General features: G+C 66.6%; 24 protein-coding genes and 1 tRNA gene. 10 read left to right on the forward strand and 15 right to left on the reverse strand.

Annotated elements, in window-relative coordinates:
* Positions 1-356: 356 nt before the first annotated feature.
* Positions 357-758 carry an NIPSNAP family protein gene (locus tag FHT02_RS09405; protein ID WP_246352284.1) on the reverse strand — a complete coding sequence of 134 codons (402 nt, stop codon included), beginning with the start codon at positions 756-758 and terminating at the stop codon, positions 357-359.
* A gap of 311 nt (positions 759-1,069) precedes the next feature.
* Positions 1,070-1,795, reverse strand: coding sequence for an SDR family oxidoreductase (locus tag FHT02_RS09410; protein ID WP_184086792.1), 726 nt, complete (start codon positions 1,793-1,795; stop codon positions 1,070-1,072).
* 153 nt (positions 1,796-1,948) lie between these two features.
* Here FHT02_RS09410 and FHT02_RS09415 point away from each other — a divergent pair, with 153 nt between their 5' ends.
* The 4 genes from FHT02_RS09415 to FHT02_RS09430 all read left to right on the forward strand — a co-directional run bounded on the left by FHT02_RS09415 (position 1,949) and on the right by FHT02_RS09430 (position 4,910).
* A complete protein-coding gene (locus FHT02_RS09415) occupies positions 1,949-2,845 on the forward strand; it encodes an AraC family transcriptional regulator (RefSeq protein WP_184086794.1) in 897 nt (298 codons plus the stop codon).
* Between the two features lie 138 nt (positions 2,846-2,983).
* A complete protein-coding gene (locus FHT02_RS09420; protein WP_184086796.1) occupies positions 2,984-3,163 on the forward strand; it encodes a hypothetical protein in 180 nt (59 codons plus the stop codon).
* Positions 3,164-3,345: 182 nt separating this feature from the next.
* The gene (locus FHT02_RS09425; protein ID WP_184086798.1) at positions 3,346-4,008 is read left to right on the forward strand and encodes an HAD family hydrolase; all 663 of its coding nucleotides are present in this window, start codon (positions 3,346-3,348) and stop codon (positions 4,006-4,008) included.
* A 26-nt stretch (positions 4,009-4,034) separates the two neighbouring features.
* A complete protein-coding gene (locus FHT02_RS09430; protein ID WP_184086800.1) occupies positions 4,035-4,910 on the forward strand; it encodes a 2-dehydropantoate 2-reductase in 876 nt (291 codons plus the stop codon).
* Here FHT02_RS09430 and FHT02_RS09435 read toward each other — a convergent pair.
* The 3 genes from FHT02_RS09435 to modA are packed head-to-tail and all read right to left on the reverse strand — an operon-like array spanning position 4,907 to position 6,958.
* Positions 4,907-5,518 (reverse strand): ATP-binding cassette domain-containing protein, encoded by a 612-nt coding sequence (locus FHT02_RS09435; RefSeq protein ID WP_184086802.1) that lies wholly within the window; start codon positions 5,516-5,518, stop codon positions 4,907-4,909. The two genes, FHT02_RS09430 and FHT02_RS09435, sit on opposite strands and share 4 nt — an antisense overlap.
* On the reverse strand, positions 5,508-6,203 hold the full coding sequence (gene modB, locus FHT02_RS09440; protein WP_184086804.1) for a molybdate ABC transporter permease subunit: 696 nt from the start codon (positions 6,201-6,203) through the stop codon (positions 5,508-5,510). The genes FHT02_RS09435 and modB overlap by 11 nt, the downstream gene beginning before the upstream one ends.
* The gene (gene modA / locus FHT02_RS09445; protein ID WP_184086806.1) at positions 6,200-6,958 is read right to left on the reverse strand and encodes a molybdate ABC transporter substrate-binding protein; all 759 of its coding nucleotides are present in this window, start codon (positions 6,956-6,958) and stop codon (positions 6,200-6,202) included. Before modA ends, modB begins: the two co-directional genes overlap by 4 nt.
* Before the next feature lie 97 nt (positions 6,959-7,055).
* Here modA and FHT02_RS09450 point away from each other — a divergent pair, with 97 nt between their 5' ends.
* Complete coding sequence (locus FHT02_RS09450; protein WP_184086808.1) at positions 7,056-7,847, forward strand: SDR family NAD(P)-dependent oxidoreductase; 792 nt, start codon at positions 7,056-7,058, stop codon at positions 7,845-7,847.
* A gap of 10 nt (positions 7,848-7,857) precedes the next feature.
* Here the strand turns inward: FHT02_RS09450 and FHT02_RS09455 are convergent, their stop codons facing one another.
* From FHT02_RS09455 to FHT02_RS09465, 4 genes are all read right to left on the reverse strand, one after another.
* Positions 7,858-8,907 (reverse strand): glycosyltransferase, encoded by a 1,050-nt coding sequence (locus tag FHT02_RS09455; RefSeq protein WP_184086810.1) that lies wholly within the window; start codon positions 8,905-8,907, stop codon positions 7,858-7,860.
* Complete coding sequence (locus tag FHT02_RS21890; RefSeq protein WP_343056885.1) at positions 8,904-10,691, reverse strand: DegT/DnrJ/EryC1/StrS family aminotransferase; 1,788 nt, start codon at positions 10,689-10,691, stop codon at positions 8,904-8,906. The genes FHT02_RS09455 and FHT02_RS21890 overlap by 4 nt, the downstream gene beginning before the upstream one ends.
* A complete protein-coding gene (locus FHT02_RS22035; protein WP_343056886.1) occupies positions 10,622-11,410 on the reverse strand; it encodes a DegT/DnrJ/EryC1/StrS family aminotransferase in 789 nt (262 codons plus the stop codon). Before FHT02_RS22035 ends, FHT02_RS21890 begins: the two co-directional genes overlap by 70 nt.
* A 121-nt stretch (positions 11,411-11,531) precedes the next feature.
* Positions 11,532-12,122 (reverse strand): hypothetical protein, encoded by a 591-nt coding sequence (locus tag FHT02_RS09465; RefSeq protein ID WP_184086812.1) that lies wholly within the window; start codon positions 12,120-12,122, stop codon positions 11,532-11,534.
* A 145-nt stretch (positions 12,123-12,267) separates the two neighbouring features.
* On the opposite strand from FHT02_RS09465, the gene FHT02_RS09470 reads away from it, so the two are divergent.
* The 3 genes from FHT02_RS09470 (at position 12,268) to FHT02_RS09480 (ending at position 14,760) form a co-directional block, all read left to right on the forward strand.
* Positions 12,268-12,816 (forward strand): putative antibiotic biosynthesis monooxygenase, encoded by a 549-nt coding sequence (locus tag FHT02_RS09470; RefSeq protein ID WP_184086814.1) that lies wholly within the window; start codon positions 12,268-12,270, stop codon positions 12,814-12,816.
* Positions 12,817-13,011: 195 nt separating this feature from the next.
* On the forward strand, positions 13,012-13,419 hold the full coding sequence (locus FHT02_RS09475) for a DUF2147 domain-containing protein (RefSeq protein WP_184086816.1): 408 nt from the start codon (positions 13,012-13,014) through the stop codon (positions 13,417-13,419).
* Between the two features lie 45 nt (positions 13,420-13,464).
* Complete coding sequence (locus FHT02_RS09480) at positions 13,465-14,760, forward strand: OmpP1/FadL family transporter (RefSeq protein ID WP_184086818.1); 1,296 nt, start codon at positions 13,465-13,467, stop codon at positions 14,758-14,760.
* Between the two features lie 91 nt (positions 14,761-14,851).
* Here FHT02_RS09480 and FHT02_RS09485 read toward each other — a convergent pair whose 3' ends face one another.
* Together FHT02_RS09485 and lepA are read right to left on the reverse strand one after the other, a co-directional pair.
* Complete coding sequence (locus tag FHT02_RS09485) at positions 14,852-15,826, reverse strand: MBL fold metallo-hydrolase (RefSeq protein WP_184086820.1); 975 nt, start codon at positions 15,824-15,826, stop codon at positions 14,852-14,854.
* A 3-nt stretch (positions 15,827-15,829) separates the two neighbouring features.
* Positions 15,830-17,638 carry a translation elongation factor 4 gene (gene lepA / locus FHT02_RS09490; protein WP_184086822.1) on the reverse strand — a complete coding sequence of 603 codons (1,809 nt, stop codon included), beginning with the start codon at positions 17,636-17,638 and terminating at the stop codon, positions 15,830-15,832.
* Positions 17,639-17,880: 242 nt separating this feature from the next.
* Between lepA and FHT02_RS09495 the strand changes: the two genes are divergently transcribed.
* Positions 17,881-18,609 (forward strand): DUF72 domain-containing protein, encoded by a 729-nt coding sequence (locus FHT02_RS09495; protein WP_184086824.1) that lies wholly within the window; start codon positions 17,881-17,883, stop codon positions 18,607-18,609.
* A 74-nt stretch (positions 18,610-18,683) separates the two neighbouring features.
* Positions 18,684-18,760 (forward strand) — tRNA-Pro (locus tag FHT02_RS09500).
* Between the two features lie 86 nt (positions 18,761-18,846).
* Here FHT02_RS09500 and FHT02_RS09505 read toward each other — a convergent pair.
* From FHT02_RS09505 to FHT02_RS09520, 4 genes are all read right to left on the reverse strand, one after another.
* Positions 18,847-19,551, reverse strand: coding sequence for a FadR/GntR family transcriptional regulator (locus FHT02_RS09505; RefSeq protein WP_184086826.1), 705 nt, complete (start codon positions 19,549-19,551; stop codon positions 18,847-18,849).
* A 28-nt stretch (positions 19,552-19,579) separates the two neighbouring features.
* Positions 19,580-20,791: a D-mannonate dehydratase ManD gene (gene manD / locus FHT02_RS09510; RefSeq protein WP_184086828.1), complete on the reverse strand. Its 1,212-nt coding sequence runs from the start codon at positions 20,789-20,791 to the stop codon at positions 19,580-19,582.
* Between the two features lie 562 nt (positions 20,792-21,353).
* A complete protein-coding gene (locus tag FHT02_RS09515; RefSeq protein ID WP_184086830.1) occupies positions 21,354-22,235 on the reverse strand; it encodes a type II secretion system minor pseudopilin in 882 nt (293 codons plus the stop codon).
* Positions 22,232-22,792, reverse strand: a complete 561-nt coding sequence (locus FHT02_RS09520; RefSeq protein ID WP_184086832.1) for a type II secretion system protein GspJ — start codon at positions 22,790-22,792, stop codon at positions 22,232-22,234. The genes FHT02_RS09515 and FHT02_RS09520 overlap by 4 nt, the downstream gene beginning before the upstream one ends.
* Between the last annotated feature and the right edge of the window lie 6 nt (positions 22,793-22,798).

Consider the following 22,798-nt stretch of genomic DNA (forward strand, 5'->3'; position numbering starts at 1 on the left):
GGGTGGGTTGGTGTGGCCCGGTCCGGCACGGAGGCGCGCGACAGGCGGCTGAACGCCGTTATCCGGAAGACCGCTTGTGGGGCCGCCCGTGCCAACCGTCGATGGCGGCCCCGACAGCGGGGACTCAGGGGCAGGTGCGTGATGGCGGGCAGACATCGCCGCGCTTCTTGTTCAATCTTGGCTTGTGCCGGTGCCCTCTAGCGCCGGATGGCAGAAGAAGCGGGATTCCGGCTCGAGGCAGGGATGACGGGGAAATGGGAGCGCCCACGCCTCCCCAGCGGCCTTGAAGGGTCCCTTCCCTCAGCGAGACGCGCAGAAAGCGCGCCGTTCCGGACCGTAGCGACGGTTCGGCAGGGTCAGCGCGGCAGCGTGATGCGAGGAGAATAGTCAGCGAGTGTCATGAACACGCTGTCGACCTTCGTTACCAGCTTGCCCGCGGCTTCCGAGCTGGCGGCGACCGCGCGCCATTCGGGATCCTCGCCAAACGCCTTCCAACTCGCGTCGCGCGCCTGCCGGCTTGGATAGGCCAGCACATAGACCACCCGTCCTTCGGGCGCTTCGCCGGTCGGCTGTTCATTCCAATAGGCGACGTTGTGCATGCCATGCTTCGCGAAGAGCTTGAGCGTGTGCTCGCGGAAACGGGCATTGAGGGCGGAGAGCTTCCCGGGCGCGGGATAGTAGATGCGAAGTTCATAGACGGCGGTGCGGGGATCGAGCGCCGGAGCCGGGGCACTCGTCTGAGTTTGGGCCTGAGCCATCGCAGGGCTGACAGCCATCACGGCAGAACAAGCGGCAACCATCAAGCGCATTGGGCTCTCCCGATCAGAGGTGGAAACAATCCTATGTGCTTGGAAGCTGCCGCGCCAGCTGTTCCGGAGGGCGTAGATCGATGCCCCGCGGCCAATGCTCGGTGCCGTCTCCCCCCCCTGGCTGATACCAACGCGTGCGGTGTGCCCCCTCCTGAATGGTCCCCGTCGGTCGGTCCAGGGATTTCACCACCAGCTCACTGAAGGGGCAAACCGCGACGGGTGGGCGGAAAACCCGCCCATCGCGGCTGACGCCACGCGGCTCACATGTTGGCGGCGGTGGGGCGAACGATCACTTCGTTGATGTCCACGCCGTCAGGCTGTTCGAGCGCATAGCGGATCGCGCGAGCGATCGCGTCGGGCGTCAGCGACTTCTGCCGCCAGCTCTTGAGCGCGGAGGCAAGGTTGGGATCGGTGATGTCGTTGCCGAGCTCGGTTTCGACCACGCCAGGAGAGATAACGGTCGTGCGAATGTCATCATGCTCTTGCCGCAGCCCATCGGTGATCGCCCACACCGCGTACTTGGTCGCGCAGTAGACTGCGGCACTCGGCAGCACGAGATGCGCGGCGATCGAGGCGACGTTGACCACATGACCCGACCGCTGCGCGATGAAGCGCGGGAGCACTGCGGCGATCCCGTTGAGCACGCCGCGAATGTTCACGTCGATCATGCGTGTCCATTCGTCCTGCTTCAGCGCGGCCAATGGCGAAAGCGGCATGACACCGGCGTTGTTGATGAGCACGTCCACGCGCCCGAACCGTTCCTCGGCGGCAGCGGCAAAGGCCGCGAAGCTGTCCGCCTCGGTGACGTCCAGCGCCTGCCAAGCGACGTTCGGTCCGACTTCCGCCGCCAGCGCTTCCAGCCGGGCGGTACGGCGCGCGCCGATGAACAGGCGAGCGCCCGTGCCCGCCAGCTCGCGCACCGTGGCTTCGCCGATGCCGCTGGACGCGCCACTGATCAGTACGGTCTTGTTGATGACGTTCGACATGATGGTTCCTTTCCTGTCGCCCTTTGGGCTTGCGACAAATGGCGTCGGAACACGAAAAGGCGTCAGAGCAATTGCCCGGGATTCTTGCACGATCCTCCACAAAGCGGGTTTCAGCGCTTGCCGAATGCCCGCCTCCGGCCGACACGAGGAAGCATGGACAGGATCGATACACTCGCCGCACTGATCGGGCGCCACATACCCAAGACCGGGATGATCAGCACCGCCGTTGCCCGGCTGTCGCTGTTTCGCGCCGATGAGCCCACGGTTCCCCTGCCGGCGGTGTACGACGCTTCAGTTTGCCTGATCGCCCAGGGATCCAAGCGTGTCGCCTTGGGCGAACAGAGCTTGATCTATGATCCCGCGCACTATCTGCTGGTGTCGGTGGATCTGCCGCTGGTGGGCCATGTCACGCAGGCGAGCCGCGACGCACCCTATCTTTGCTGCAAGATCGATATCGACCAAGCGGCTTTGGCGGACCTGATCCTGGCCCAGGGAAACCGCGCCCCCAAGGCGGATCTGCCGCCACTTGCGGTGTATCGAAGCGACGACGATCTGATCGATGCCGCATGCCGGCTGATACGATTGCTCGACCGCCCAGACAGTATCGCCGCGCTCGCGCCGCTCATCGAGCGGGAAATCCTGTATCGGCTTCTCACCGGCCCGCACGGTCCGTCGCTACGCTACATGGCCGTAGCCGACAGTCACCTCAACCAAGTGAGCCGCGCCATTGCCACGATCCGCGGCGGCTTTCACCGGCAGTTGCGCATCGGCGATATCGCCGCAGCCGCGGGCATGAGCCCATCGTCACTGCACGAACATTTCAAGGCGGTGACCCGCATGACGCCGCTGGAGTATCAGAAGCAGTTGCGCCTTCAGGAGGCCCGCCGCCTGATGTTATCGGAAGGTGCAAGCGCGGGCACGGCAGGGTTCACCGTTGGCTATGACAGCCCGTCGCAGTTCAGCCGGGAATACTCCCGGCTGTTCGGCGCTCCACCACGGCGCGACATCGAGCGGTTGCAGGCCAGCGGCGATCTTCTCACGCCGCTGTGATCGCGGTCGGCGCGGGCCCCTGCGCGGCGCCGCTTAGCCCGGCGTGGGGGGCGACGGCCCTAATCCAAGTAACTGACTTTATGTGGAACCTGCGCTTTGCAGGACGGGTTCTAACGGCGACCAATATGGAGGTGAAGCGTGGCACAGAAGGGCGCAGGCGGTAATCCAGGCGCGATTACCACCAAGGGTGGCGACGGAGCGCGCGGCAGCCTTGGCACCGGGCGAGGCGGCGGATCCGACACCGGATCGAAGAAGACCGCGACGAAGAAGTCTCCCGGCGAGGGCGACAACGCCGGACAGAAGATCAACGGCGCGTAGCGCTACGCAGCTTCTGCATCGCACCGCGGCGGTTCGGCAGCCGGCCGAGATGTCCGGCGAGCCGAGCGCCGCTTTGCACGATCTGCGTTTTTGAGAACATGGCTTGATGTGATCGGTGTGCTTTGGCCACGATCCCTTGCGCGCACATGGTTCGGGGTGCGTGCCCCCCCAGGGAGAAAATAATGCCGCTTCAGGCCGTTCTGTTCGATCTTGATGGCACGCTGGTCGACAGCAACGAATATCATGTCGCGGCGTGGGAGACGGCGTTTCGGGACGCCGGCCATGCCATCCCCGCCGAGCGGATCCGCGAACAGATCGGCAAGGGCGGCGACAATCTGGTGCCGGCATTGCTGCCCGACCTGGATGAAGACGCCGTCGAGACACTTGGCAAGGCGGAGGGCGACATATTCCAAGGGCAGTATATCGAGCGCGTCCGCCCCTTCCCCGGCGCGCGCGACCTGATTGCCCGCGTCACCCAGGCGGGGCTGAAAGCCGTGCTGGCCTCTTCCGCCGGCGACGCCGATATCGAGCATTACACCAAGCTGCTGGACGCCGAGGAACTGATCGCGCTGAGCACCGGCAAGGACGATGTGAAACATTCCAAGCCGCACCCCGACATCTTTGCAGCCGCGGTGGAGAAGGCAGGCATCGCGGCTGCCGACTGCCTGGTGATCGGCGACACACCCTATGATGTGGAAGCCGCCAAGCAGTGCGGGATCGGCACGATCGGGCTGCTGTCGGGCGGGTTTTCGGAAAGCGACCTGCGCGCGGCAGGAGCAATCGCGATCTATCCCGATGCGGCGGCGCTGCTTGCCGGTTATGCGGAGTCGCCGCTGGCGCGCTGAAGGCGGAGGGCTTAAGCGCTGCGCCCATGATCCGTATTGCAGTGATTGGTGCCGGCGCGATCGGCGGCACGCTGGCCGCCTGGCTGGCGCAGCGCGACGCCCACGCCATAACCCTGTGCGTGCGATCGCCGTTAGACGAACTGGTGGTGGAGACCCCGGCCGGCACCATCCGCGCCGCCCCGCGGGTGCTGACCGATCCGGCGCGGGCCGAGCCGGTTGACTGGGTGTTGGCGGCAACCAAGACCTATGACTGTGCCGCCGCCGCGGCATGGCTGCCTGGGCTGATCGGGCCGGAGACCCGGCTGGCGGTGATCCAGAATGGGGTGGAGCATCTGTCGCGCTTTCCGCAGGTGCCGGGCGCGCGGACGGTGCCGGTGATTATCGACTTGCCCGCCGAGCGGACCGCGCCAGGGCGAATCGTCCAGCGGCGCGAGGGCAGCATCCTGGTGCCCGACAGCGACGCCGGGGCGGCGTTCGCGGCGCTGTTCGCGGGCACGATCATCGACGCGCAGACCACCCCCGACTGGCTGACCGCGGCGTGGCGCAAACTGGCGATCAACTGTTCGGGTATCGTCAGTGCGATCACGCGGCGCCCCGCCGAGGTGGCAAACGACGCCGGCGTGGCCGAGGTGATGCGGACACTGGTGCGCGAGTGCATCGCAGTGGGCCGGGCAGAGGGCGCGACGCTGCCCGACAGCCTGGCCGACAAGATCGTGGTGTGGACGACGCGGGCGCATCCGCAGTCGGTCAATTCGCTGCACGCCGACTTTGTGGCCGGACGACCGATGGAACTGGAGGCGCGCAACGGCGTGATCGTGCGGCTGGGGGCACGGCACGGAATCGACGCGCCGATGAACCGGGCGCTGGCGGCGCCGCTTGGGGCCGCGGCGGCGGCGGCTTAGAGCTGGACGATCTGGTTGCCGAGGCGGCGGGCTTCGGCGTGGTCGTGGGTGACGAGCAGGATCGGCAGGGACAGCGCGTCGCGGACGCGCTCGATCAAGCCCATGATTTCTTCGCGGCGGCCACGGTCGAGCGAAGATAAAGGCTCGTCCAGCAGCAGGAAGCGCGGGTTCGACAGGAGCGCGCGGCCGATCGCGACGCGGCGGGCTTCGCCGCCTGACAGCCCGCGCGGCCAGCGGTCGAGCAGTGGGTCGAGCCCCAGCAGCGCAACCGTGGTGTCCACGTCAATGGTGCCGGCGTCCTTACGGTAGCCGTAGAGCAGGTTGGCGCGCACGCGCATGTGCGGGAACAGCCGCGGCTCTTGGAAGACATAGCCGGCGCGGCGGCGTTCGGGGGCGATGTTCACGCGAGTGGCGGTGCTGAACAGCAGGTCCCCGCCGACGCGGACATGGCCGTGATCGGGCCTGCGCAGCCCGGCGATCATGTGGAGCACGCTGGTCTTGCCGACGCCCGAAGGACCGAACAGCACCGTCACCCCGGGCGCGGGCGGGATGACGCACGACACCAGCGCTTCACCGATGCGCGCGGTGACGTCGACGTCAAAGGACATGCAGGCCCCGGCTCGACCGGCGGGCGAGCAGTTCGGACAGGATCAGCGCGACGAGTGCCAGCACGACCGAAATCAACGCCAGGCGCAGGACCAGGGCCTCGCTCCCGGGAACCTGGAGCGCGGAATAGATGGCGAGCGGCAGCGTCTCGGTCTCACCCGGCACGTTTGAGACGAAGGTGATGGTCGCGCCGAACTCGCCGAGCGCACGGGCGAAGCCAAGGACGAGGCCGGCGATGATGCCGGGCAGGCTGAGCGGCAGAGTGAGCGTCCAGAAGACGCGCAGCCGCCCGGCCCCCAACGTGCGCGCAGCCTGTTCGAGGCGCGGCTCGACCGCTTCGATCGACAGGCGCATGGCGCGGACCATCAGCGGCAGCGCCATGACCGCGGCGGCGAGCGCGGCACCGGTCCAGCGGAACATCACGCTGACGCCGAACCAATCGGCCAGCCAGGCGCCAACGGGACCTGCAGGGGCGAAGGCGAGGAGGAGCAGCCAGCCGGTCACCACCGGCGGCACGACCAGCGGCAAGTGGACGATGCCGTCGATCAGCACCTTGCCGGGGAAGCGCCCGCGCGCGAGCAGATAGGCGATGGCGAACGCGACGGGCAGCGCCGCGAACACGGCGACGCCGGCGACCTTGAGCGACAAGGCGACGATGCCCCATTCCTCAGCGCTGAGCGCCGTCACAGCGGCTGGAAACCGAAGCGGGCGAAGATCGCCTTGCCTTCGCGCGACACCAGGAAGCGGCGCAGCGGCTCGGCATCGAGGCTGCGCGAGGCCTTCAGCCGGGCGACCGGATAGCGGATCGCCAGGTGGCTGTTCGCCGGGAACATGCGGAAGGCGCGGACGCGCCGGGAGGTGCGGGCGTCGGTGGCGTAGACGATGCCCCACTCCGCGGCGCCGCGTTCGACCAGCGCGAGGGCGGCGCGGACATTCTCGGCGCGGACCACGCGTGACTGCACGCTGTTCCACAGGCCGAGCCGCCCGAGCGCGGCCTTGCCGTATCTGCCGGCGGGCACGGCCTCCACATCCGCCATGGCGATGCGGCCCTGCGCCAGCACGCGCGCCAGCGGGACGTTCGCGGCGATGCGCGGCGCGCCGGCCGACTGCACCACGACCAGCCGGTTGCCGAGGAACGGCACACGGCTGCCGGGCATGAGCAGGCCGCGCTGCTGGACATAGTCCATCCAGGGTTCGTCGGCGGAAAGAAACAGATCGGCGGGCGCGCCCGAGGCGACCTGCCGCGCCAGCGCGGAGGAGCCGGCAAAGGACAGGATCGGGCGGGCATGCCCCTTGCGCGCCCAGGCATTGGCGGCGGCGTTCATCGATTCCTGAAGGCTGGCGGCGGCGAGCACCAGCGGCGCAGGCGCGACGGCACACGCGGGACGCGCGATGGCCAGGGCGCCGATGCCGGCAAGTAGGCTTCTGCGGTCGATCGACATGGCGATGCTATGGCCCACAGCTTGCGGACGGGGCAACCCGCCGCAGCCGATGAACCGGTGGCCCCGTGGCGGGTTGGGTGTGCGAACGGAGAGCCACATGACCGACTTGCAGACCCCGAACCCCAAGACCGCACTCGTTACCGGAGGATCGAGCGGGATCGGGCTGGAACTCGCCCGCTGCTTCGCCAAGGCGCATCGCCGGGTGATCATCGTCGGCAAGGACGAGGCAAAGCTGGCGCGCGCGGCCGACGACCTGCGCGGTAGCGGCGCGCACGAAGTGATCGCGTGGAGCATCGACCTTGCCGGCGAGGACGGCGGCGCCCGGCTGTTCGCCCGCGCGCAGGAGCATGGCGAGGCGATCGACTATCTGGCGCTGAATGCCGGATCGGGCGCGTGGGGCAAGTTCATCGGCGAGACCGACTGGAAGCTGGAGCTGGAAGGTATCCAGGTCAACAACATCTCGGTGGTGCAGGCGGCCAAGCTGTTCATCCCGGCGATGGTGCAGCGTGGCGAAGGCCGCGTGCTAATCACCTCTTCGGTGGTGGCGCTCGGCCCATCGGCCAAGCTGGCGGTATATTCGGCGACCAAGGCGTTCCTGTACGCCTTCGCCGAAGCGCTGCGCGAGGAGTTGCTGGGCACCGGCGTGAGCGTGACTGCGCTGATGCCCGACCTGACTCAGTCGGACTTCTTCGCACGGGCCAAGGTCGATCCGGATTCGATCACCGCAAAGGAGCCCAAGGCCGATCCCGCGCATGTCGCCGAGATCGGATATGAGGCGATGATGAAGGGCCGCGACCATGTCGTGGCGCCGCATCTCTCGGCGGCGAAGATGGCGGCGGCGTCATTGCTGCCGACCTGGCTCACGACGAAGTTCGCGCGGGCGGAGTAAGCTTCGGGACTCAAGCGGGAAGCACGTGCCACCGCCTGGCCGCGCCGATGGCCTGGCTGGCGAGCAGATCGGGAAGTTGGCGGAGCTTAGGGCGCGGGTGGCCTCGAGTGAAGCTCTGGTGGAGGGCGAGCGTGCCGGCGCGCATCGCAGTGCGAGTCAGGCGGTGCCAGATCTTGACCAGTTCGCCCTCCATATAGGCACGTTCGTCCGCGCTATAGGCATGCTGGGCGAGCAGCGCGTCGCGCAGACGGTTGAGCGTTTCGAACAGCAGGTCGAGGGTTGGGCGGTCGGGTACCGGTGCGCCGTTCATGACATGATGGACGAGCAGCCTGGCGATGTCGGGCGCGCCCTCCCCCAGCAGCGCGCGATGGCGGTCGCGCAGCACGTGCTCGGCATGCGCCACCATGGTGCTGGTATAAACTTGCGACGCGCCGCCGGGATGGACGCGGTACAGCATCAGCACCTCGTCGATCTGATCGATGCGCCCAAAGGCGCGCAGGCGCTGGTACAGGTCGAAATCCTCGACATACCGGCGCTCGGGGCGCTCGAAGGGATCGAGCCGGCGCGCAGCATCGGCCCGGAACATGACGGAGGACCAGGCGATCGGGTTGCGGATCAGCATCAGCCAGTCGATGCGGGCGCGGGTAAGCGGACGGGGCCATTGGCCCGGCTGGCGCTTGCCGGCGACCAGCAGGTCGGCGGCGGTGCTGACCAGCACGGTATCGGGATAGCGGTCGAGAAATTCGACCTGGCGGACGAAGCGCTCCGGCAGGCTCATATCGTCCTGGTCCAGGCCGGCGACATAGCGGCCGCGCACGTCGGCAAAGGCGCGGTTGCGCGCCGCCACCGGCCCGCCATTTTCGGGCGAGCGGATCACCCGGATGCGGGGATCGCCGAACCGTTCGAGCACATCAACGCTGTCATCGCCCGAGCAATCGTCGACGGCGATCAGCTCCCAATCGGTGAAGCTCTGGTCGGCGAGGCTTTGCAGGGTTTCGGGGAGATGGTCGGCGCCGTTATAGACCGCCATCACCACCGACACCGTCGGCACGCGCGTCACGCGACGGCCCGGGCGCCGGGCTGGAGCAGTTGTTCCACGATCATCTGGCCGATGTCGTTCTGCCAGAGCCACAGGCCGTTGGCCTTGCCGCTGAAACTGGCTTCGCCGCCAAGCTTGCCCTCAGGAACATGACCCGAGGCGAGGCCGATGCCGTACACGCCGGCAACCACCTTCCCGTCCGCGTCGAGCACCCGGCATTGCTGATCGACTAGCCGCGGCCTGCCGAGCGCGTCGGCGGCGAGCGCGATACGCGTGCCAGCAGCGTCGTACAGCGGCAGCGCGCGCGGACGGTAACCGAGCGCGCCGATCACTACATCGGCCTGCGCCAGTTCGGCGCGAATCGTCGCTTCGTCCACTTCACCGATCTGACGCAGTGCCATTCGTGGATCAGGCGCGCGGCCGCCGATGCCGAGCATGCGTAGCACCAATTCGCGCGCTTCGAGGCGAAAGCCACCAAGGCGATAGACGAAGCCGCTCAGCGGGCAGATGTCCTGCGGCCCGAAATCCGTAAAGCCATCGGCATGCGCCGCGTCCGCGGAGGGGTAGAAGGGCCGAAGCGGGCGGCGATGGTAGAGCGTGAGCGCACCCATGCCGAGCGGCAGCGCCGGCGCCGCCTTGAGGAGCAGGCAGGCGGCGGCGAGCGCGCTGGTGGAGCCGCCGACGATCGCGATGCGCGGCGCACGCTTGCCGGCGACACGTGCGCGGAGCTGGTCGAGCCCGCCGATGCGCAGGAAGTCGTCGCCCGGCATCAGCCGATCGCCGGCCAGATCGCCCAGGGCGGCGCCCGCGACCTGCTCGGCGCGCAATTCCTCGGACGATTGGTGGCCGCCAGTGGCGATCACCAGGCTGCGGGTGCGCATGCTGCGTTCCTGGCCGGTGACCAGGTTGCGAACGCGCGCGCTCCAGCAGCCATCGGCGGTCTGGCGCGCGTCGACCACTTCGCTGCGCGTCGCGACCACGCCGCCCTTGCCCGTGACGATGGCAGCGAGCTGTGCGCCCGTCGCTTCCAGAAAGGGCGTGGCGCGGGCGAGCGGAACGCCCAGCTTGCCGGCATAGCCCGCGACTTCGCGTCCCGCAGGATGCTGCGTGAGCGCGGCAAGGTCGGCATGTGTGCTGTCCTTAACCGCCGTCAGAAAGGTTTCGGCCGTGCTGTCGGAGGTGATCGCATAACTGCCAAGTTCGCCCCGGCCGAGTACGGGGTCGCGTTCGACAATCGCCAGGCCGCGCTCGGCGAGCGGCGCGAGCGCGCCCGACTTGCTGGCGGCGGTGAGCAGCGCGGTGCCGGCGGGCCCCCCGCCGACGATCAGTGCTTCGTGCACGAAGCTACCGCGGCGCTCACGCCCCAGGCCGTGCAGGCCGGAGCGCGCGCAGGCATGGATCAGCGCCTCACACACACGCTCGACATCGGCCTCCGTCATGCCGTCGGTCACGGGCAGCGACAGGATGCGCGCGACGATATCCTCAGTCACCGGCAGCGGCTCGCTCATGCTTTGCGCGCGGAACCAGGGCTGTTCGCCGAGGTGGGGGCTGAAATACTGGCCTGAGCCGATCCCTTCGGCCTCCAGCAGCGTCATGATAGCGCGGCGGTGGCCGGCAAAGGCGCGCGGCAGCAGCACCGACTGAAACTGCAGCGCCGGGCGGCTGCCGCGCAGATGCTGGAAGTCGAAGCCGTTCTCAGCCGCGAAGGCGCCGAGCCGCGCACGGTACACGCCATCTAGCCGCATGCGGTGCGCGGCCACCGCATCGAGCGCCTCCAGCCGTTCGGCGGCGAGCAGGCCCAGCACCTCGGGCAGCTTGGCATTGAGCCCCGGGCCTTCGGCCGAGCGGCTGCCGGCAAAACGAAATTGGTCATGCGGCGCAGGGCGTCAATCAGTGCGCAGTCGCCAGAATGGACCAGCCCGCCCTCTGCCGTCGCGAAGACCTTGGTCGCGTGCATCGAATAAACGATGGCGAACGGAGCGTCGGTGCCGAATTGACAACCCTGAGCGTCCAGCGCCCCTAGAGACGCGGCGGCGTCCACCACGACGCCGATGCCGCGTTGAGCATAATCGCGGTAGCGCGCGAGATCGATGCCCGCTCCGAAGGTGGCATAGGGAACGGTCACGGCGATGCGGTCGCCATAGCGATCGAACGCGCGGGCCTCGGCCTGCGCGCTGGAGGCCCAATCGAGCGGATCGATGTCGCACAACAACGGCGTCAGCCCAGCCCAAAGCGCGGCATGAGCCGTGGCGGCGAAGGTGAAGGCGGGAATCAGCGCGAAGGCGCCAGTGCCGGCGCGCGCGCCCGCGGCCTGACGGATGGCGATCATCAAGCCAAGCGTGGCATTGGCGACGGCGAGGCAGTCGCCCTTGCCTTCGAACAACCGCGCGGTCGCATCGGCTTCGAAACCGCGCACCACCGGGCCACCATTCGAATAGATGCCGCGGTCCTCAATCGCGCGAAGCTGCGCGGCCATGCCACTCAGCCCGGGCGGCCGGGGCGCAATCAACGGCAGCCGGTCCATCAACATCTCCCCAGCCGGACCGCCGATAACCGCGGTTCCAAGAGCCGGAGACTTGCCCGAAAGCGCCTTAAATTCCGTAAATGGACAACCGCAGGCGCGGGGACCTGCGGTTGGGTTCCATTTATTTGCGGGTCTTGGAGGCCTTGACCGGGGCCGTAGCCGCGACAGCTGCGTCGAACTCCGCCTGCGTCATGCTGACGAAGAGGCCATTTTCATTGGAGCCGATGCCGGCGATCGGCACGCTGACGCTGGCGCCGTTGGCCGTGGCGAGCACGACCTGATCGCCATTTACCTGCTTCACCGTCGCGAGGACCGCGCCCGCCGTTCCGTGCACTTCCGCGCCAGCGACGATCTTGGAGCGCATCTCCTGCGCGGCGGCGGCACCGGCCTGGGCAGCGGCGGCGTCGAGTTCGGTCTTGGTCATGCCGAGCGTCGGACCCTTGGGGCTGGTGCCGAAGCTGGTGAGCGGAATGGTGGCGCGATTGGTGCCGGTGAACACCACGGCATTGCCGCCGCTGATACCTTCGATCTTGCCAACCTCCGCACCCGAGCCGTCATAGACGGTGGAGCCAGTGGTGGGGGCAGTCTGAGCCGCAGGGGCCGCTGCGGGAGCGGGCGCAGCCGCCGGGGCGGGCGCGGTCTGCGCATGCGCTGCGGCGGGCAGCAGGGCGGCGCCCAGTGCGGCAACCGCAATCGATGCGAACTTCGTCATTCGGGGTCTCCTGACTGTTGGGTCTCCTACTTAGTGCCGAACGCGCGATTTTGTTTCACATGCAAGACGACTTGAGCCGCCGGCGGGACGGACCGCATCCTCACCAAGACTGCGCCCGGAGCGCGAGTCGAGGCGTTGTGCGGCGATGCAACCTTCCGCCACGCTTATCGAAAGCTTCGCCGTTCATCCCGCGCGGAACGAGAAGTTCCTCGCCTGGCGGCACGCCTATGGGGAGGCGATCGGGGAAGCGCCCGGGCATTGCGAGACGACGGGGCTGGAGCAGCCCGCCGGGCTCAACCACCTGGTGTCGCGGTTCGAAAGCGACGCCGCTCTGAAGGCGTGGATCAGCTCGGAAGCGTATCGGGCGATGGTGCGCGAGAGCGCTGCCTTTTCGGCCCGGCTGGTGCAGCATGGGACGGGCAACGCGCAGAGCTTCGCAATCCCGAGCGATGCCACGGCGCGCAAATGGAAGCGCTTCGTGGTCGTATGGGCTTCGGTGCTGCCGATCCTGCTGGTGCTCAACACGGCGGTGCGCACGCTGCTGCCGGGACTGCCGCCGCTTGTCCAGCTATGCGTCACCTCTCCCATCCTGACCGCGCTGCTGACCTGGGTGGTGCTTCCGCGGGTGCAGCGCTGGTCGAGCTATTGGACGCTACAGGGCGGAGACGGAAAACTGCGGCGGCATCCTGATTGAACGGGCGGCTTACCGACACCGATGTAAATAAAGGTGGCAGGCCCGCACGATATTCATCTAGACGACAGCATCGCGGTGGAACTTAGCCCCCGTATCGCGGTTCCCACGCGCGAGACGGATTGGGTAAGCCCCCGACCCAAAAAAAACCCGTGCCGGCTTCAGATCCGAAGCCGGTTCGCGGATAAAGGAGAGTACATGCTGGTATCGCTTGTAGCAGTGGCACTTGCGGCGGCCCCGCAGTCGGCGGAGTCGGTGCTTGGCCGGTGGAAGGCAGAGACGCGCAACGGGATCATCGAGATCCAGCGCTGCGGTTCGTCCATCTGTGGTCGCCTGTTGAGTTCGGACGCGCTGCGGACCAACCCCAATTTGAAGGACGCGAACAACAAGGACGCGAACCTGCGCAACCGCAACCTGCGCGGCCTGCAGATCCTGAGCGGTTTCAAGCAGAGCGGCGGCGCGTGGACCGGCGGCAAGATCTACAATGCCGAGGATGGCAAGACCTATACCGCCGACGTGACGCCCGCCGGCGCCAACGCGCTGAAGCTACGCGGGTGCGTGTTCAAGCCGTTCTGCAAGACGCAGACCTGGACACGCGTCCGCTAAGCGGCCCCGACGATCTTTTGTATTCAGAGTAAAAAGGGATCTCCCATGTTCAGTCGTACTACCCTGCTGGCGAGCGCGTCGGCAGCCATCGCCCTGTTCGGTTCGGCCAGTGTTGCGCAGGCCCAGGCCTTCTACCTGCAGGAACAGTCCACGCGTGCGGCCGGCCGTGCGTTCTCCGGCGAAGCGGCGGACACTGGCGCGGCGTCGCTGTGGTGGAACCCGGCGGCGATTGGCGGCGCGACCGAGGGCGACGCGGTGCTGTCCGCCACGCTGATCCTGCCGAAGGGCGATGTGCGCAACAATGGCACTGTGATCCGGCGCCGGCCCGACCAGCCATTCACGCCCGTGGGCGGCGAACAGGTTTCCAGCAACCCGATCAACAATGGCGTACTGCCGGCCGGCGCGATCGCCGTGCCGCTGAACGACCGCGTTGCGGTCGGCCTTGCCGTCACCTCACCGTTCAGCTTCACGACCGATTATAATGACGACAGCTGGGCGCGCTACAGCGCCGACCGTACCAAGCTGCTGACCATCGACATCCAGCCCTCGATCGCGGTGGCGGTGACTGACTGGCTGCGCGTCGGCGGTGGCGCCAACATCGAATATACCGATGCGAGCCTGAGTAACGCGCTGCCGAACCTGCTCCCTGGGCAGGCGGACGGTCGGCAGGAGCTCAAAGGCAATGGCTGGGACTTCGGCTGGACGGCCGGTTTCCAGATGCACAACGAGGTCGCGACGATCGGCTTCAGCTACAAGTCGGCGATCAAGCATACGCTGACTGGCGAGCTTGAGGTCAGTGGGCTTCAGGGTCCGCTGGCAGGGCAGAACCGGACGATCAACGACGCCGAGGCGAGCTTCTACACCCCGGCACAGGCGATCGTCGCCGGCCGCTTCAACGTCAGTGACAAGCTGACGCTGAACGCACAGGCGATCAATTACCAGTGGAGCAAGTTCGACGCGATCCGCCTGGGCGCGCCGCTGAACACCGCGATCCCTGAGAATTACCAGGACAGCTGGAGCCTGGCTGGCGGCTTCGACTATGCCGTGTCGCCGAGCTTCACTTTCCGCGCCGGCGTGCAGCATGCCACCACCCCGACCCGCGATGGCGAGCGTGATGCGCGCGTGCCGGATGCGGACCGCTGGAACTACGGTGTCGGCGCGTCCTATCAAGTGAACCAGCGCTTCGGCCTTGACCTGAGCGCCAACTATGTCGACTTCGAAGACGCGACAATCGACCGTTCAACTATCGGCAACGGCGGTGCGACAACGATCACGACCAACGGCACGCTGGAGAATGCACGCGCGATCGTGCTGTCGGCGGGTGGGCATATCCGCTTCTGATCGACCGGTTGTGTGAAATCGGGGGGCGGGACACACGCGTGTCTCGCCCCTTTTTCTTTGCTCCCTTCGCCCCAAGGGACGGAGAACGGGCTTAAAAGCGCCAGCGCTGGCCTTGTTCGGCGATGTGGAAGCGGACGCCCATGTCGTTGCCGGCGCCCAGTTCGGATAGAATCTGCGCCTGGGGCTGGGTGCCGCTCAGCGCGTATTTGATGTGGCCGATGATGATCGGCAGGTCCTTGAGGCTGCCCTTCCCCGCCAGCGCCTCCAGCTTGTGCAATTCGCCGAGCAGGTGCCGCGGGGTCAGATGACCGAACAGCTTGTCGTCGGGCCGGTCGTTGGCGAACGACACTTCGATAACGATCGCCTTGAGCTGCTTGGCGCGGACACGCCCGGCGACCGCGCTCCAGACGCGCTGGAGCTTGTCGGCATGCTCGACCGCATCGGGCCCGGTATCGCCGAAACATAGCATCGCGTCCCGGTCATGCTCGAGCAGGAACGCGGTCGATTCCATGCCGCCATGGGCAAGCGGAAACGGCGTGACCGTCATCGTCGTGCCGGCCAGCGGCGTCGGCGTGCCCGGCTTCAGGTCCACGACATGATATTTGCCCAGGCGCGGCTCAGCACCACGATCGGTGAAGTTGCTCCACGGACCGGGGCGGAAATAGCTGCGAGCGATCTCGGCATTGACCGAGGGCAGCGCATAGATCGGCTTGGCCGCGTCGTCAGGCGAAGCGATGATCAGCCCCGAGAGATGATCGAGATGCGGGTGGCTGATCAGATAGCCCTTGATGTCGTGCTTGAGCACATAGCCGACCCGGCTGAGCTCCTCGCCCGCCGAAACGCGTACATCCTTGAACGCGCCCTTGGCCTCCGCGACGCGTAGCCCCTGGACCAGCGTGCCGGCGTCGCAAGTGACGCCGCGCGGATCACCCTGAGGCCGGATGAGATAGCTGCTGAGATTGCCGTCCTCGATGCCGCCGCGGGCGCCAAGCACGACCATGTCGAAGCCGGAGGGCGCAGGCGCCGCCGCGGTGGCGAGCAGCGCCGCCAGCGCGAATGCGCGCATCCCTTATTCCTCGCCCATCCGCAGCGCGGCGATGAAAGCTTCCTGCGGGATCTGCACCGAGCCATACTCGCGCATCCGCTTCTTGCCTTCCTTCTGCTTTTCCAGAAGCTTGCGCTTGCGGCTGATGTCGCCGCCATAGCATTTCGCGGTCACGTCCTTGCGCAGTGCCGCGATGGTCTCGCGCGCGATCACCTTGCCGCCGATCGCCGCCTGAATCGGGATCTTGAACAAGTGGCGCGGGATCAAGTCCTTCAAGCGCTCGCACATGCCGCGGCCGCGCGCCTCGGCGGTGGAGGCGTGGACGATCATCGACAGCGCATCGACCGGTTCGTTGTTCACCAGGATGCTCATCTTCACGAGGTCGCCCTCGCGATGGCCGATCTGCTCATAATCGAAGCTGGCATAGCCGCGGCTGATCGACTTGAGACGATCGTAGAAGTCAAACACCACTTCGTTGAGCGGCAGTTCGTAGGTCAGCTGCGCGCGACCGCCGACATAGGTCAGATCGCGCTGGATGCCGCGGCGATCCTGGCAGAGCTTGAGGATCGAGCCGAGATATTCGTCGGGAACGTAGATCACCGCCTTGATCCAGGGCTCCTCGATCATCTCGATCCGGTTGGGATCGGGCATGTCGGCCGGGTTGTGCAGCTCGATCTCACGCGCCTCGGCCTCGCCCGCGGCCTTGGTCAGCTTGAGCTTGTACACCACCGAGGGCGCGGTGGTGATCAAGTCGAGATCATATTCGCGGGTCAAGCGCTCCTGGATGATCTCGAGGTGGAGCAGCCCGAGGAAGCCGCAGCGGAAGCCGAAGCCGAGCGCGGCCGAAGTTTCCATCTCGAACGAGAAGGACGCGTCGTTGAGGCGCAGCTTGGAAATCGATTCGCGCAGCTTCTCGAAGTCGGCGGCGTCAACGGGGAAGAGGCCGCAGAACACCACCGGCTGGACTTCCTTGAAGCCTTCCAGCGCTTGGGACGTCGGCCGCTTGGCGTCGGTCAGGGTGTCGCCGACGCGCGCTTGAGCGACTTCCTTGATCTGTGCCGTGATGAAGCCGATCTCGCCGGGCCCGAGATCAGGCAGCTGCTCGATCTTGGGCCGGAACGCGCCGACGCGGTCGATCAGGTGGGTGGTCCCGGCGGCCATGAACTTGATCTGCTGGCCCTTCTTGATCGTGCCATCGATCACGCGGACCAGGATCACGACGCCAAGATATGGGTCATACCAGCTGTCGACCAGCATCGCCTTTAAGGGCGCGTCGGGATCGCCCTTGGGCGCGGGGATGCGCTCAACGATGGCATCGAGGATCTCCTCGACTCCGATGCCGGACTTGGCGCTGGCGAGCACCGCGTTCGATGCGTCGATGCCGATGATTTCTTCGATCTCGTTGCGGACCTTTTCGGGTTCGGCGGAGGGAAGATCGATCTTGTTGATCACCGGGATGATCTCATGATCATGCTCGATCGATTGATAGACGTTGGCGAGCGTCTGCGCTTCCACACCCTGCGCGGCATCGACCACCAGCAGCGCGCCTTCGCAGGCGGCAAGGCTGCGGCTGACTTCATAGGCGAAGTCGACGTGACCGGGCGTATCCATCAGGTTTAGGACGTGCCCCTTCCATTCCAGGCGCACGGTCTGCGCCTTAATGGTGATGCCGCGTTCCTTCTCGATGTCCATGTTGTCGAGCACCTGGGCGCTCATCTCGCGCTCGGTCAGGCCGCCGGTGCGCTGGATCAGCCGGTCGGCCAGTGTCGACTTGCCGTGATCGATATGCGCGATGATCGAGAAGTTGCGGATCTTGGAGAGTTCGGTGGCCATGATCGCCGCGCGTTAGCAGGGCGGAGCGCCCGTGCGAAGGGGCTGTCAACCGCTTACGCAGAAACCCGGTGCGTCGTTCTCCCGAGCAGCATGGGCGGCGGGATCGAGGTACCACCGCATACAAGACGCCGTGGTTCCCCTCTTACGGTTGTCCCAGGGCCGGCTTCCCCTTTTCTCCCTCTGTGGGAGCCGGCCCATCCTTCCCCTGGAACCAGGCTCGCGCGCCGCGGATTGGCAGCGTGATGGCCACGCATTTCCGCATCGGCACCGCCGCCTGGGCGCTCCCCCGCACGGTGCGCGAGCACTTCCCCGAAGGCGCCAGCAACCTTGCCCGCTATGCCGGGCGGTTCGACGCGGTGGAGATCAATACCAGCTTCTATCGGCCGCACCGCCACGGCAGCTATGCACGCTGGGCAGCGGCAGTCGGCGAGGATTTTCGCTTTTCGGTGAAACTGCCCAAGGCGATCAGCCATGAGGCGAAGCTTAAGGACTGCGGCGCGCAGCTTGCCGAGTTCTTCGCACAGACAAGCGGGCTCGGCGTCAAGTTGGGCGCGGTTCTGCTTCAGTTGCCGCCCAAGCTTGCTTTCGATGCAGGTCTGGCGCTGCGATTCCTAAGGGATTTTCGCGAGGCATCGCACGTGCAACTGGTTTGCGAGCCTCGCCACCCCAGCTGGTTCGACCCCGATGCCGACGCGCTGCTGCGCGAACACCGAGTGGCGCGAGTCGCCGCCGACCCGGCTAGAGTACCGGAAGCGGCACGCCCCGGCGGATGGCGGGAGCTGGCCTATTTCCGGCTGCATGGCAGCCCGCGCACTTACTGGTCGAGCTATGAGCCCGCCGCGCTGGACGGCTGGGCGGCGGCGGCATGCGCGGCGGAAGCATCGCAGCGCTGGGTGATCTTCGACAACACCGCGAGCGGCGCGGCGACCGAGAACGCGCTGTCGCTGCTGGCGCAAAGCGAGGTCCGATGAACTCTGTCACGACGACGTCGTTTTTCCTTGATCGCGGCCTCACCCCCCGCTAGGGGCACCACCCTGCAATGTGTCGGGGCGTGGCGCAGTCTGGTAGCGCACTGGTCTCGGGGTCCAGGGGTCGTAGGTTCGAATCCTATCGCCCCGACCATTGCAGCGTTTTCGTGAACAGCATCGCTTTCGCTGCACGAGCATTCGGCCCCGATAATCCTTCCATTTTCCAAGTACCGATCTGGCTTAGCCAGGTATCCGGTCGCGATAGCGCGCAATCGATTTATCAATATGCCGGCGCGCCGCGCGCCCTGCCGCCGCGGCATTGCGCGCTTCGATCGCGGCGTAAATCGCCTTGTGATCGGCGTTGATCCGGCGGGCGTGCCGCTGGTGAGCCTTGGGATCGCTGTCTTGAAGATACAGCGTACGCGACGGCACCAGGCGCACGCCCAGGAATTGCGTGAAGCGTACGAAGTGCGGATTGCCGGTCGCCTGGGCGAGCGCAGCGTGAAAGCGGGCGTCAGCGGCGAGCGAGGTATCCACGTCGGTGCTGCCTTCCATCGCCTCCAAAGTCTCGCGGATCGCGGCCAGATCGGCATCGGTGCGCCGCGTTGCGGCAAGCTCCGCCATTTCCACTTCGAACCCGCGCCGCATTTCGAGCAGCATCAGCAGGTCACCGATTTCCGCAACCTCCGCCGCCGTCACCTGAAAGGCGCGGTATCGCGCATCATCGGCGACATACGCACCCGAGCCGCGGCGCGACACCAGCAGTCCGCGCGCGGCCAGCCGTGCGAATGCCTCACGCACCACCGTGCGGCTGACGCCCAGATCCTCCGTGACCGCCTTCTCGGTCGGAAATCGGGCGCCGGGCGGCATCGCGCCGCTTTCTATCTGCGCCTCGATGCGCCGCACCAGATCGTCGGCAAGCGACGCCGCCTTGGTGACCGCCATTGCTACACCGTCTCCCCTGCGGCTCGTGTTACCAACTCCACATCGTCCCGTCTTCGAGCCGGTTCACTGGAAGGAAGGCGCGTTTGTACGCGTACGTGCCGGCCAGCGCCTCATCCAGCTCGACGCCCAGGCCCGGAGCCTCACCCGGATGCATCAGGCCTCGTTCGAAGCGATAGGCGTGCGGGAATACCGCGTCGGTTTCCGGCGTGTGCCGCATATATTCCTGGATGCCAAAATTGGGCACCGACAGGCCGAAGTGCAGCGCCGCCGCCATGCTGACCGGGGACAGGTCGGTGGCGCCGTGGCAGCCGGTTCGCACCTGGTACAGATCGGCCAGGCTCGCGATGCGGCGCAAGTGCGTGATGCCGCCGGCATGCACCACGGTCGCGCGGATATAGTCGATCAGCTGTTCTTCGATCAGCTGCTTGGCGTCCCACACCGAATTGAAAACTTCGCCCACCGCCAGCGGCGTAGTGGTGTGCTGGCGGATCAGGCGGAACCCGGCCTGGTTCTCGGCCGGCGTCGCATCCTCCAACCAGAAAAGCCGGTAGGGCTCCAGATCCTTGCCCAGTCGCCCGGCCTCGATCGGAGTCAGGCGATGGTGCACGTCGTGGAGCAGATGCACGTCCCACCCGAGCACCTCGCGCCCGCGCTCGAACAGCTTGGGCGCGTGGCGCAGATATTTGGAGGTGGACCAAAGCGTCTCGTCGGGGACGGAACCCTTGGCCGGCTCGTAGTAGAAGCGCTCGCCCGATACGCCATAGGTGGCGGCCAATCCGGGAACGCCTGACTGGAGCCGGACCGCCTTGTATCCCTGATCCACATATTCCTGCGCGCGATCGAGGGTCTCCTCGATATCGGTGCCGTTGGCATGGCCATAAACCATGCACCCCTCACGCGATGCGCCACCGAGCAGCTGATACACCGGCAATCCGGCGATCTTCCCCTTGATGTCCCACAGCGCCGTGTCGACCGCCGCGACGGCGGACATCGTCACCGGCCCGCGGCGCCAATATGCGCCCTTGTAGAGATACTGCCAGATGTCCTCGATCTGGTGCGCGTCGCGCCCGATCAGGCACGGAATGACGTGATCGGTCAGGTAGCTCGCCACCGCCAGCTCGCGCCCGTTCAGGGTGGCGTCGCCCAGGCCGTACACGCCCTCGTCGGTTTCGATCTTCAGCGTGACGAAGTTCCGCCCGGGACAGGTTACGATGACACGCGCGGCGCGGATCTTGGGCATATTCATCCTCTCTCTATCGGCAGCGTTTTCGGGTTGTGTGACAACTCGGGCGGCTGCGCTGGCGACAGGAACGAAATCCGGCTGCCGCTGTCAAGCGCGATTGGGGCGCTTCGCGCCCAGCCAGCATGCTGCCTTTCGATTTGCAAAACATATGCCGATGCGTGGCAATCACTCCCGAATAACTATGGGTACGCGGCCCGATTGCCTGCCCCGTGAAGACACGCTGCGCCCGACTTCCCGGCAACGGCGATGTGCTTCGTGGAGGAGTACCCACTCCCAGGGTAAAGGTGCCCAATGCCCCACCCGGCGCGCGCACGGTGCAGGCGTCGCATACTCCCTCATGACGTCCCTTTCCTCGTGCCTGGGAGCCAGAGACGTTCGCGCAGGAACCTCCAGCGACACGCGCCGACCCTCCGGAAGAGGCATCGCGCGGCGTTCACGATACCGGCCTATCAAGCTTTACTCCGCGGCATGCTCGCGGCACGTCGATGGGACGCCTTCCGAACTCTGTAACCGGGCAGCCTTCTGCGAATGAGTCGCATCGACAGGCTATTGCAACTCATTATCTCTTCGCTGACGTTGGAAGCGCCGGTGCGCCCGGCGGCACGGCTGCGTTGCGCCACCGCTCCACTGGAACGGCCTCGGCGGCGCCCTCAGCGCTCCTTCGGCGCTGGATCAAAGTCGCGCCCTGCTGGCTGGTTCCGCCGATCGTCGCACGGGTCCGCACCCAAAAGGTATTCGAGCGGAAGCTAGCGCCCCACGGCATGGTGACGTTCTGGTCGGTAAGGTCCTTCAGCGTCAGGAAGCCCTGACGTTTGCGCACCGCCACCAGCCGCTCTGCCACTACCGGATCACGGAACAGGATGCGCAGCATTTCCCCGTCCGCGGCATTGAGGTTCAGCGATGTCTCGCCCGGCAGCGCCGTCACCAACCGCTCCATCCGCTCGGCCACCTTCGCGTCCACGCCGGCCATGCGCAGTGGCCGGAGATCGGTCACAGGTCCACGCAATCGCACATATGCTATCGCGGCGATCATCTGCTCCTCGGTGAGCCCGACTTCCCGGGCAATCGTCTGAAACAGGATCAGCGACGCCGCATCGCCACGCCGCACGGCATTGATGTTGTACCGGCCTTCGGCGTCAGCGATGGCGAGATCGAAGGTGCCGCCTTCGATCGGCGCGCCGGCTTCGGACAGCTTTGCCCACGCCTCGCCGACATGATCGACATCGGGCGAGACCTGCGCATCGCGACGCAATGCCACCAATGCCGACAGTTCGCCGCCTCGCACCACGGCGAGCGCGCGCGACGCCTCCCGTGTCCGCAAGCCGCGGTCGAGCGCGATCTCTTCCCGGCTGATCATCAGCAGCACCAACCCACTGGCGATCGCGACGAACATCAGCACGTTGATCAGAATCAACCCGGCTTCGTCGCCACGGCGCTTCATGGTTGTTGCGCCTCCTCGGCGCGCACCGGGAGTGCGATCACGCGCCGAACCTGCGACGAGCTGCCACCGGGGCCAGCCACCTGCATCTCCAATGCGATCGCGCGGGGCCAGCGTGCCCTCTCTTCCGCGTTTAACGGCCAGCGCTCGACCCAGGCACCATCCCAGAACCGCCAGCGTGCGGCGGATACCCCGCTCAGCACGCGCTGCGGCATCGGACCCAGGCCGCGTATCAGCGTGCCGCCGGTGACTGCATAGCGCAGAGGAACCGACGGCCCGCCCATGCCAGGCGCGGCCCGCGTGAAGGACAGGTTGCTCCCCCCGCCACTGATATCGCCGCCCGCCAGCTGATCCAGGTCGCTCGTGACGACGAACAAGGCGCGCTGAAGGTCGGCAAGCCGGTCGAGCCTGGTTTCGGTGCGCCCCTGCACCTTGATGATGCCATCCACCAGCGCCAGCCCCGCCACGGCGATCAGGGCGAACAGCCCCAGCGAGATCATCAACTCAATCAACGTGAAGCCGGCCTCGCCCTCAGACTTCCGCTCGCCCAAGGCACGCATGATGAA

The organism is Sphingomonas xinjiangensis (genome assembly GCF_014199255.1).
Lineage (GTDB): Bacteria > Pseudomonadota > Alphaproteobacteria > Sphingomonadales > Sphingomonadaceae > Sphingomonas > Sphingomonas xinjiangensis.

What these genes read in the sequence shown, in the direction of transcription:
- FHT02_RS09405 (WP_246352284.1), bottom strand. Translation starts at nt 758, where the DNA reads ATGGCTCAGGCCCAAACTCAGACGAGTGCCCCGGCTCCGGCGCTCGAT.
- FHT02_RS09505 (WP_184086826.1), bottom strand. Translation starts at nt 19,551, where the DNA reads ATGGCGGTCACCAAGGCGGCGTCGCTTGCCGACGATCTGGTGCGGCGC.
- FHT02_RS09485 (WP_184086820.1), bottom strand. Translation starts at nt 15,826, where the DNA reads ATGCGCGCATTCGCGCTGGCGGCGCTGCTCGCCACCGCGGCGGCGCCT.
- FHT02_RS09495 (WP_184086824.1), top strand. Translation starts at nt 17,881, where the DNA reads ATGGCCACGCATTTCCGCATCGGCACCGCCGCCTGGGCGCTCCCCCGC.
- FHT02_RS22035 (WP_343056886.1), bottom strand. Translation starts at nt 11,410, where the DNA reads ATGGACCGGCTGCCGTTGATTGCGCCCCGGCCGCCCGGGCTGAGTGGC.
- FHT02_RS09480 (WP_184086818.1), top strand. Translation starts at nt 13,465, where the DNA reads ATGTTCAGTCGTACTACCCTGCTGGCGAGCGCGTCGGCAGCCATCGCC.
- FHT02_RS09415 (WP_184086794.1), top strand. Translation starts at nt 1,949, where the DNA reads ATGGACAGGATCGATACACTCGCCGCACTGATCGGGCGCCACATACCC.
- FHT02_RS09475 (WP_184086816.1), top strand. Translation starts at nt 13,012, where the DNA reads ATGCTGGTATCGCTTGTAGCAGTGGCACTTGCGGCGGCCCCGCAGTCG.
- FHT02_RS09410 (WP_184086792.1), bottom strand. Translation starts at nt 1,795, where the DNA reads ATGTCGAACGTCATCAACAAGACCGTACTGATCAGTGGCGCGTCCAGC.
- FHT02_RS09430 (WP_184086800.1), top strand. Translation starts at nt 4,035, where the DNA reads ATGATCCGTATTGCAGTGATTGGTGCCGGCGCGATCGGCGGCACGCTG.
- FHT02_RS09515 (WP_184086830.1), bottom strand. Translation starts at nt 22,235, where the DNA reads ATGAAGCGCCGTGGCGACGAAGCCGGGTTGATTCTGATCAACGTGCTG.
- FHT02_RS09435 (WP_184086802.1), bottom strand. Translation starts at nt 5,518, where the DNA reads ATGTCCTTTGACGTCGACGTCACCGCGCGCATCGGTGAAGCGCTGGTG.
- FHT02_RS09425 (WP_184086798.1), top strand. Translation starts at nt 3,346, where the DNA reads ATGCCGCTTCAGGCCGTTCTGTTCGATCTTGATGGCACGCTGGTCGAC.
- lepA (WP_184086822.1), bottom strand. Translation starts at nt 17,638, where the DNA reads ATGGCCACCGAACTCTCCAAGATCCGCAACTTCTCGATCATCGCGCAT.
- modA (WP_184086806.1), bottom strand. Translation starts at nt 6,958, where the DNA reads ATGTCGATCGACCGCAGAAGCCTACTTGCCGGCATCGGCGCCCTGGCC.
- FHT02_RS09470 (WP_184086814.1), top strand. Translation starts at nt 12,268, where the DNA reads ATGCAACCTTCCGCCACGCTTATCGAAAGCTTCGCCGTTCATCCCGCG.
- FHT02_RS09450 (WP_184086808.1), top strand. Translation starts at nt 7,056, where the DNA reads ATGACCGACTTGCAGACCCCGAACCCCAAGACCGCACTCGTTACCGGA.
- FHT02_RS09465 (WP_184086812.1), bottom strand. Translation starts at nt 12,122, where the DNA reads ATGACGAAGTTCGCATCGATTGCGGTTGCCGCACTGGGCGCCGCCCTG.
- FHT02_RS09520 (WP_184086832.1), bottom strand. Translation starts at nt 22,792, where the DNA reads ATGCGTGCCTTGGGCGAGCGGAAGTCTGAGGGCGAGGCCGGCTTCACG.
- manD (WP_184086828.1), bottom strand. Translation starts at nt 20,791, where the DNA reads ATGCCCAAGATCCGCGCCGCGCGTGTCATCGTAACCTGTCCCGGGCGG.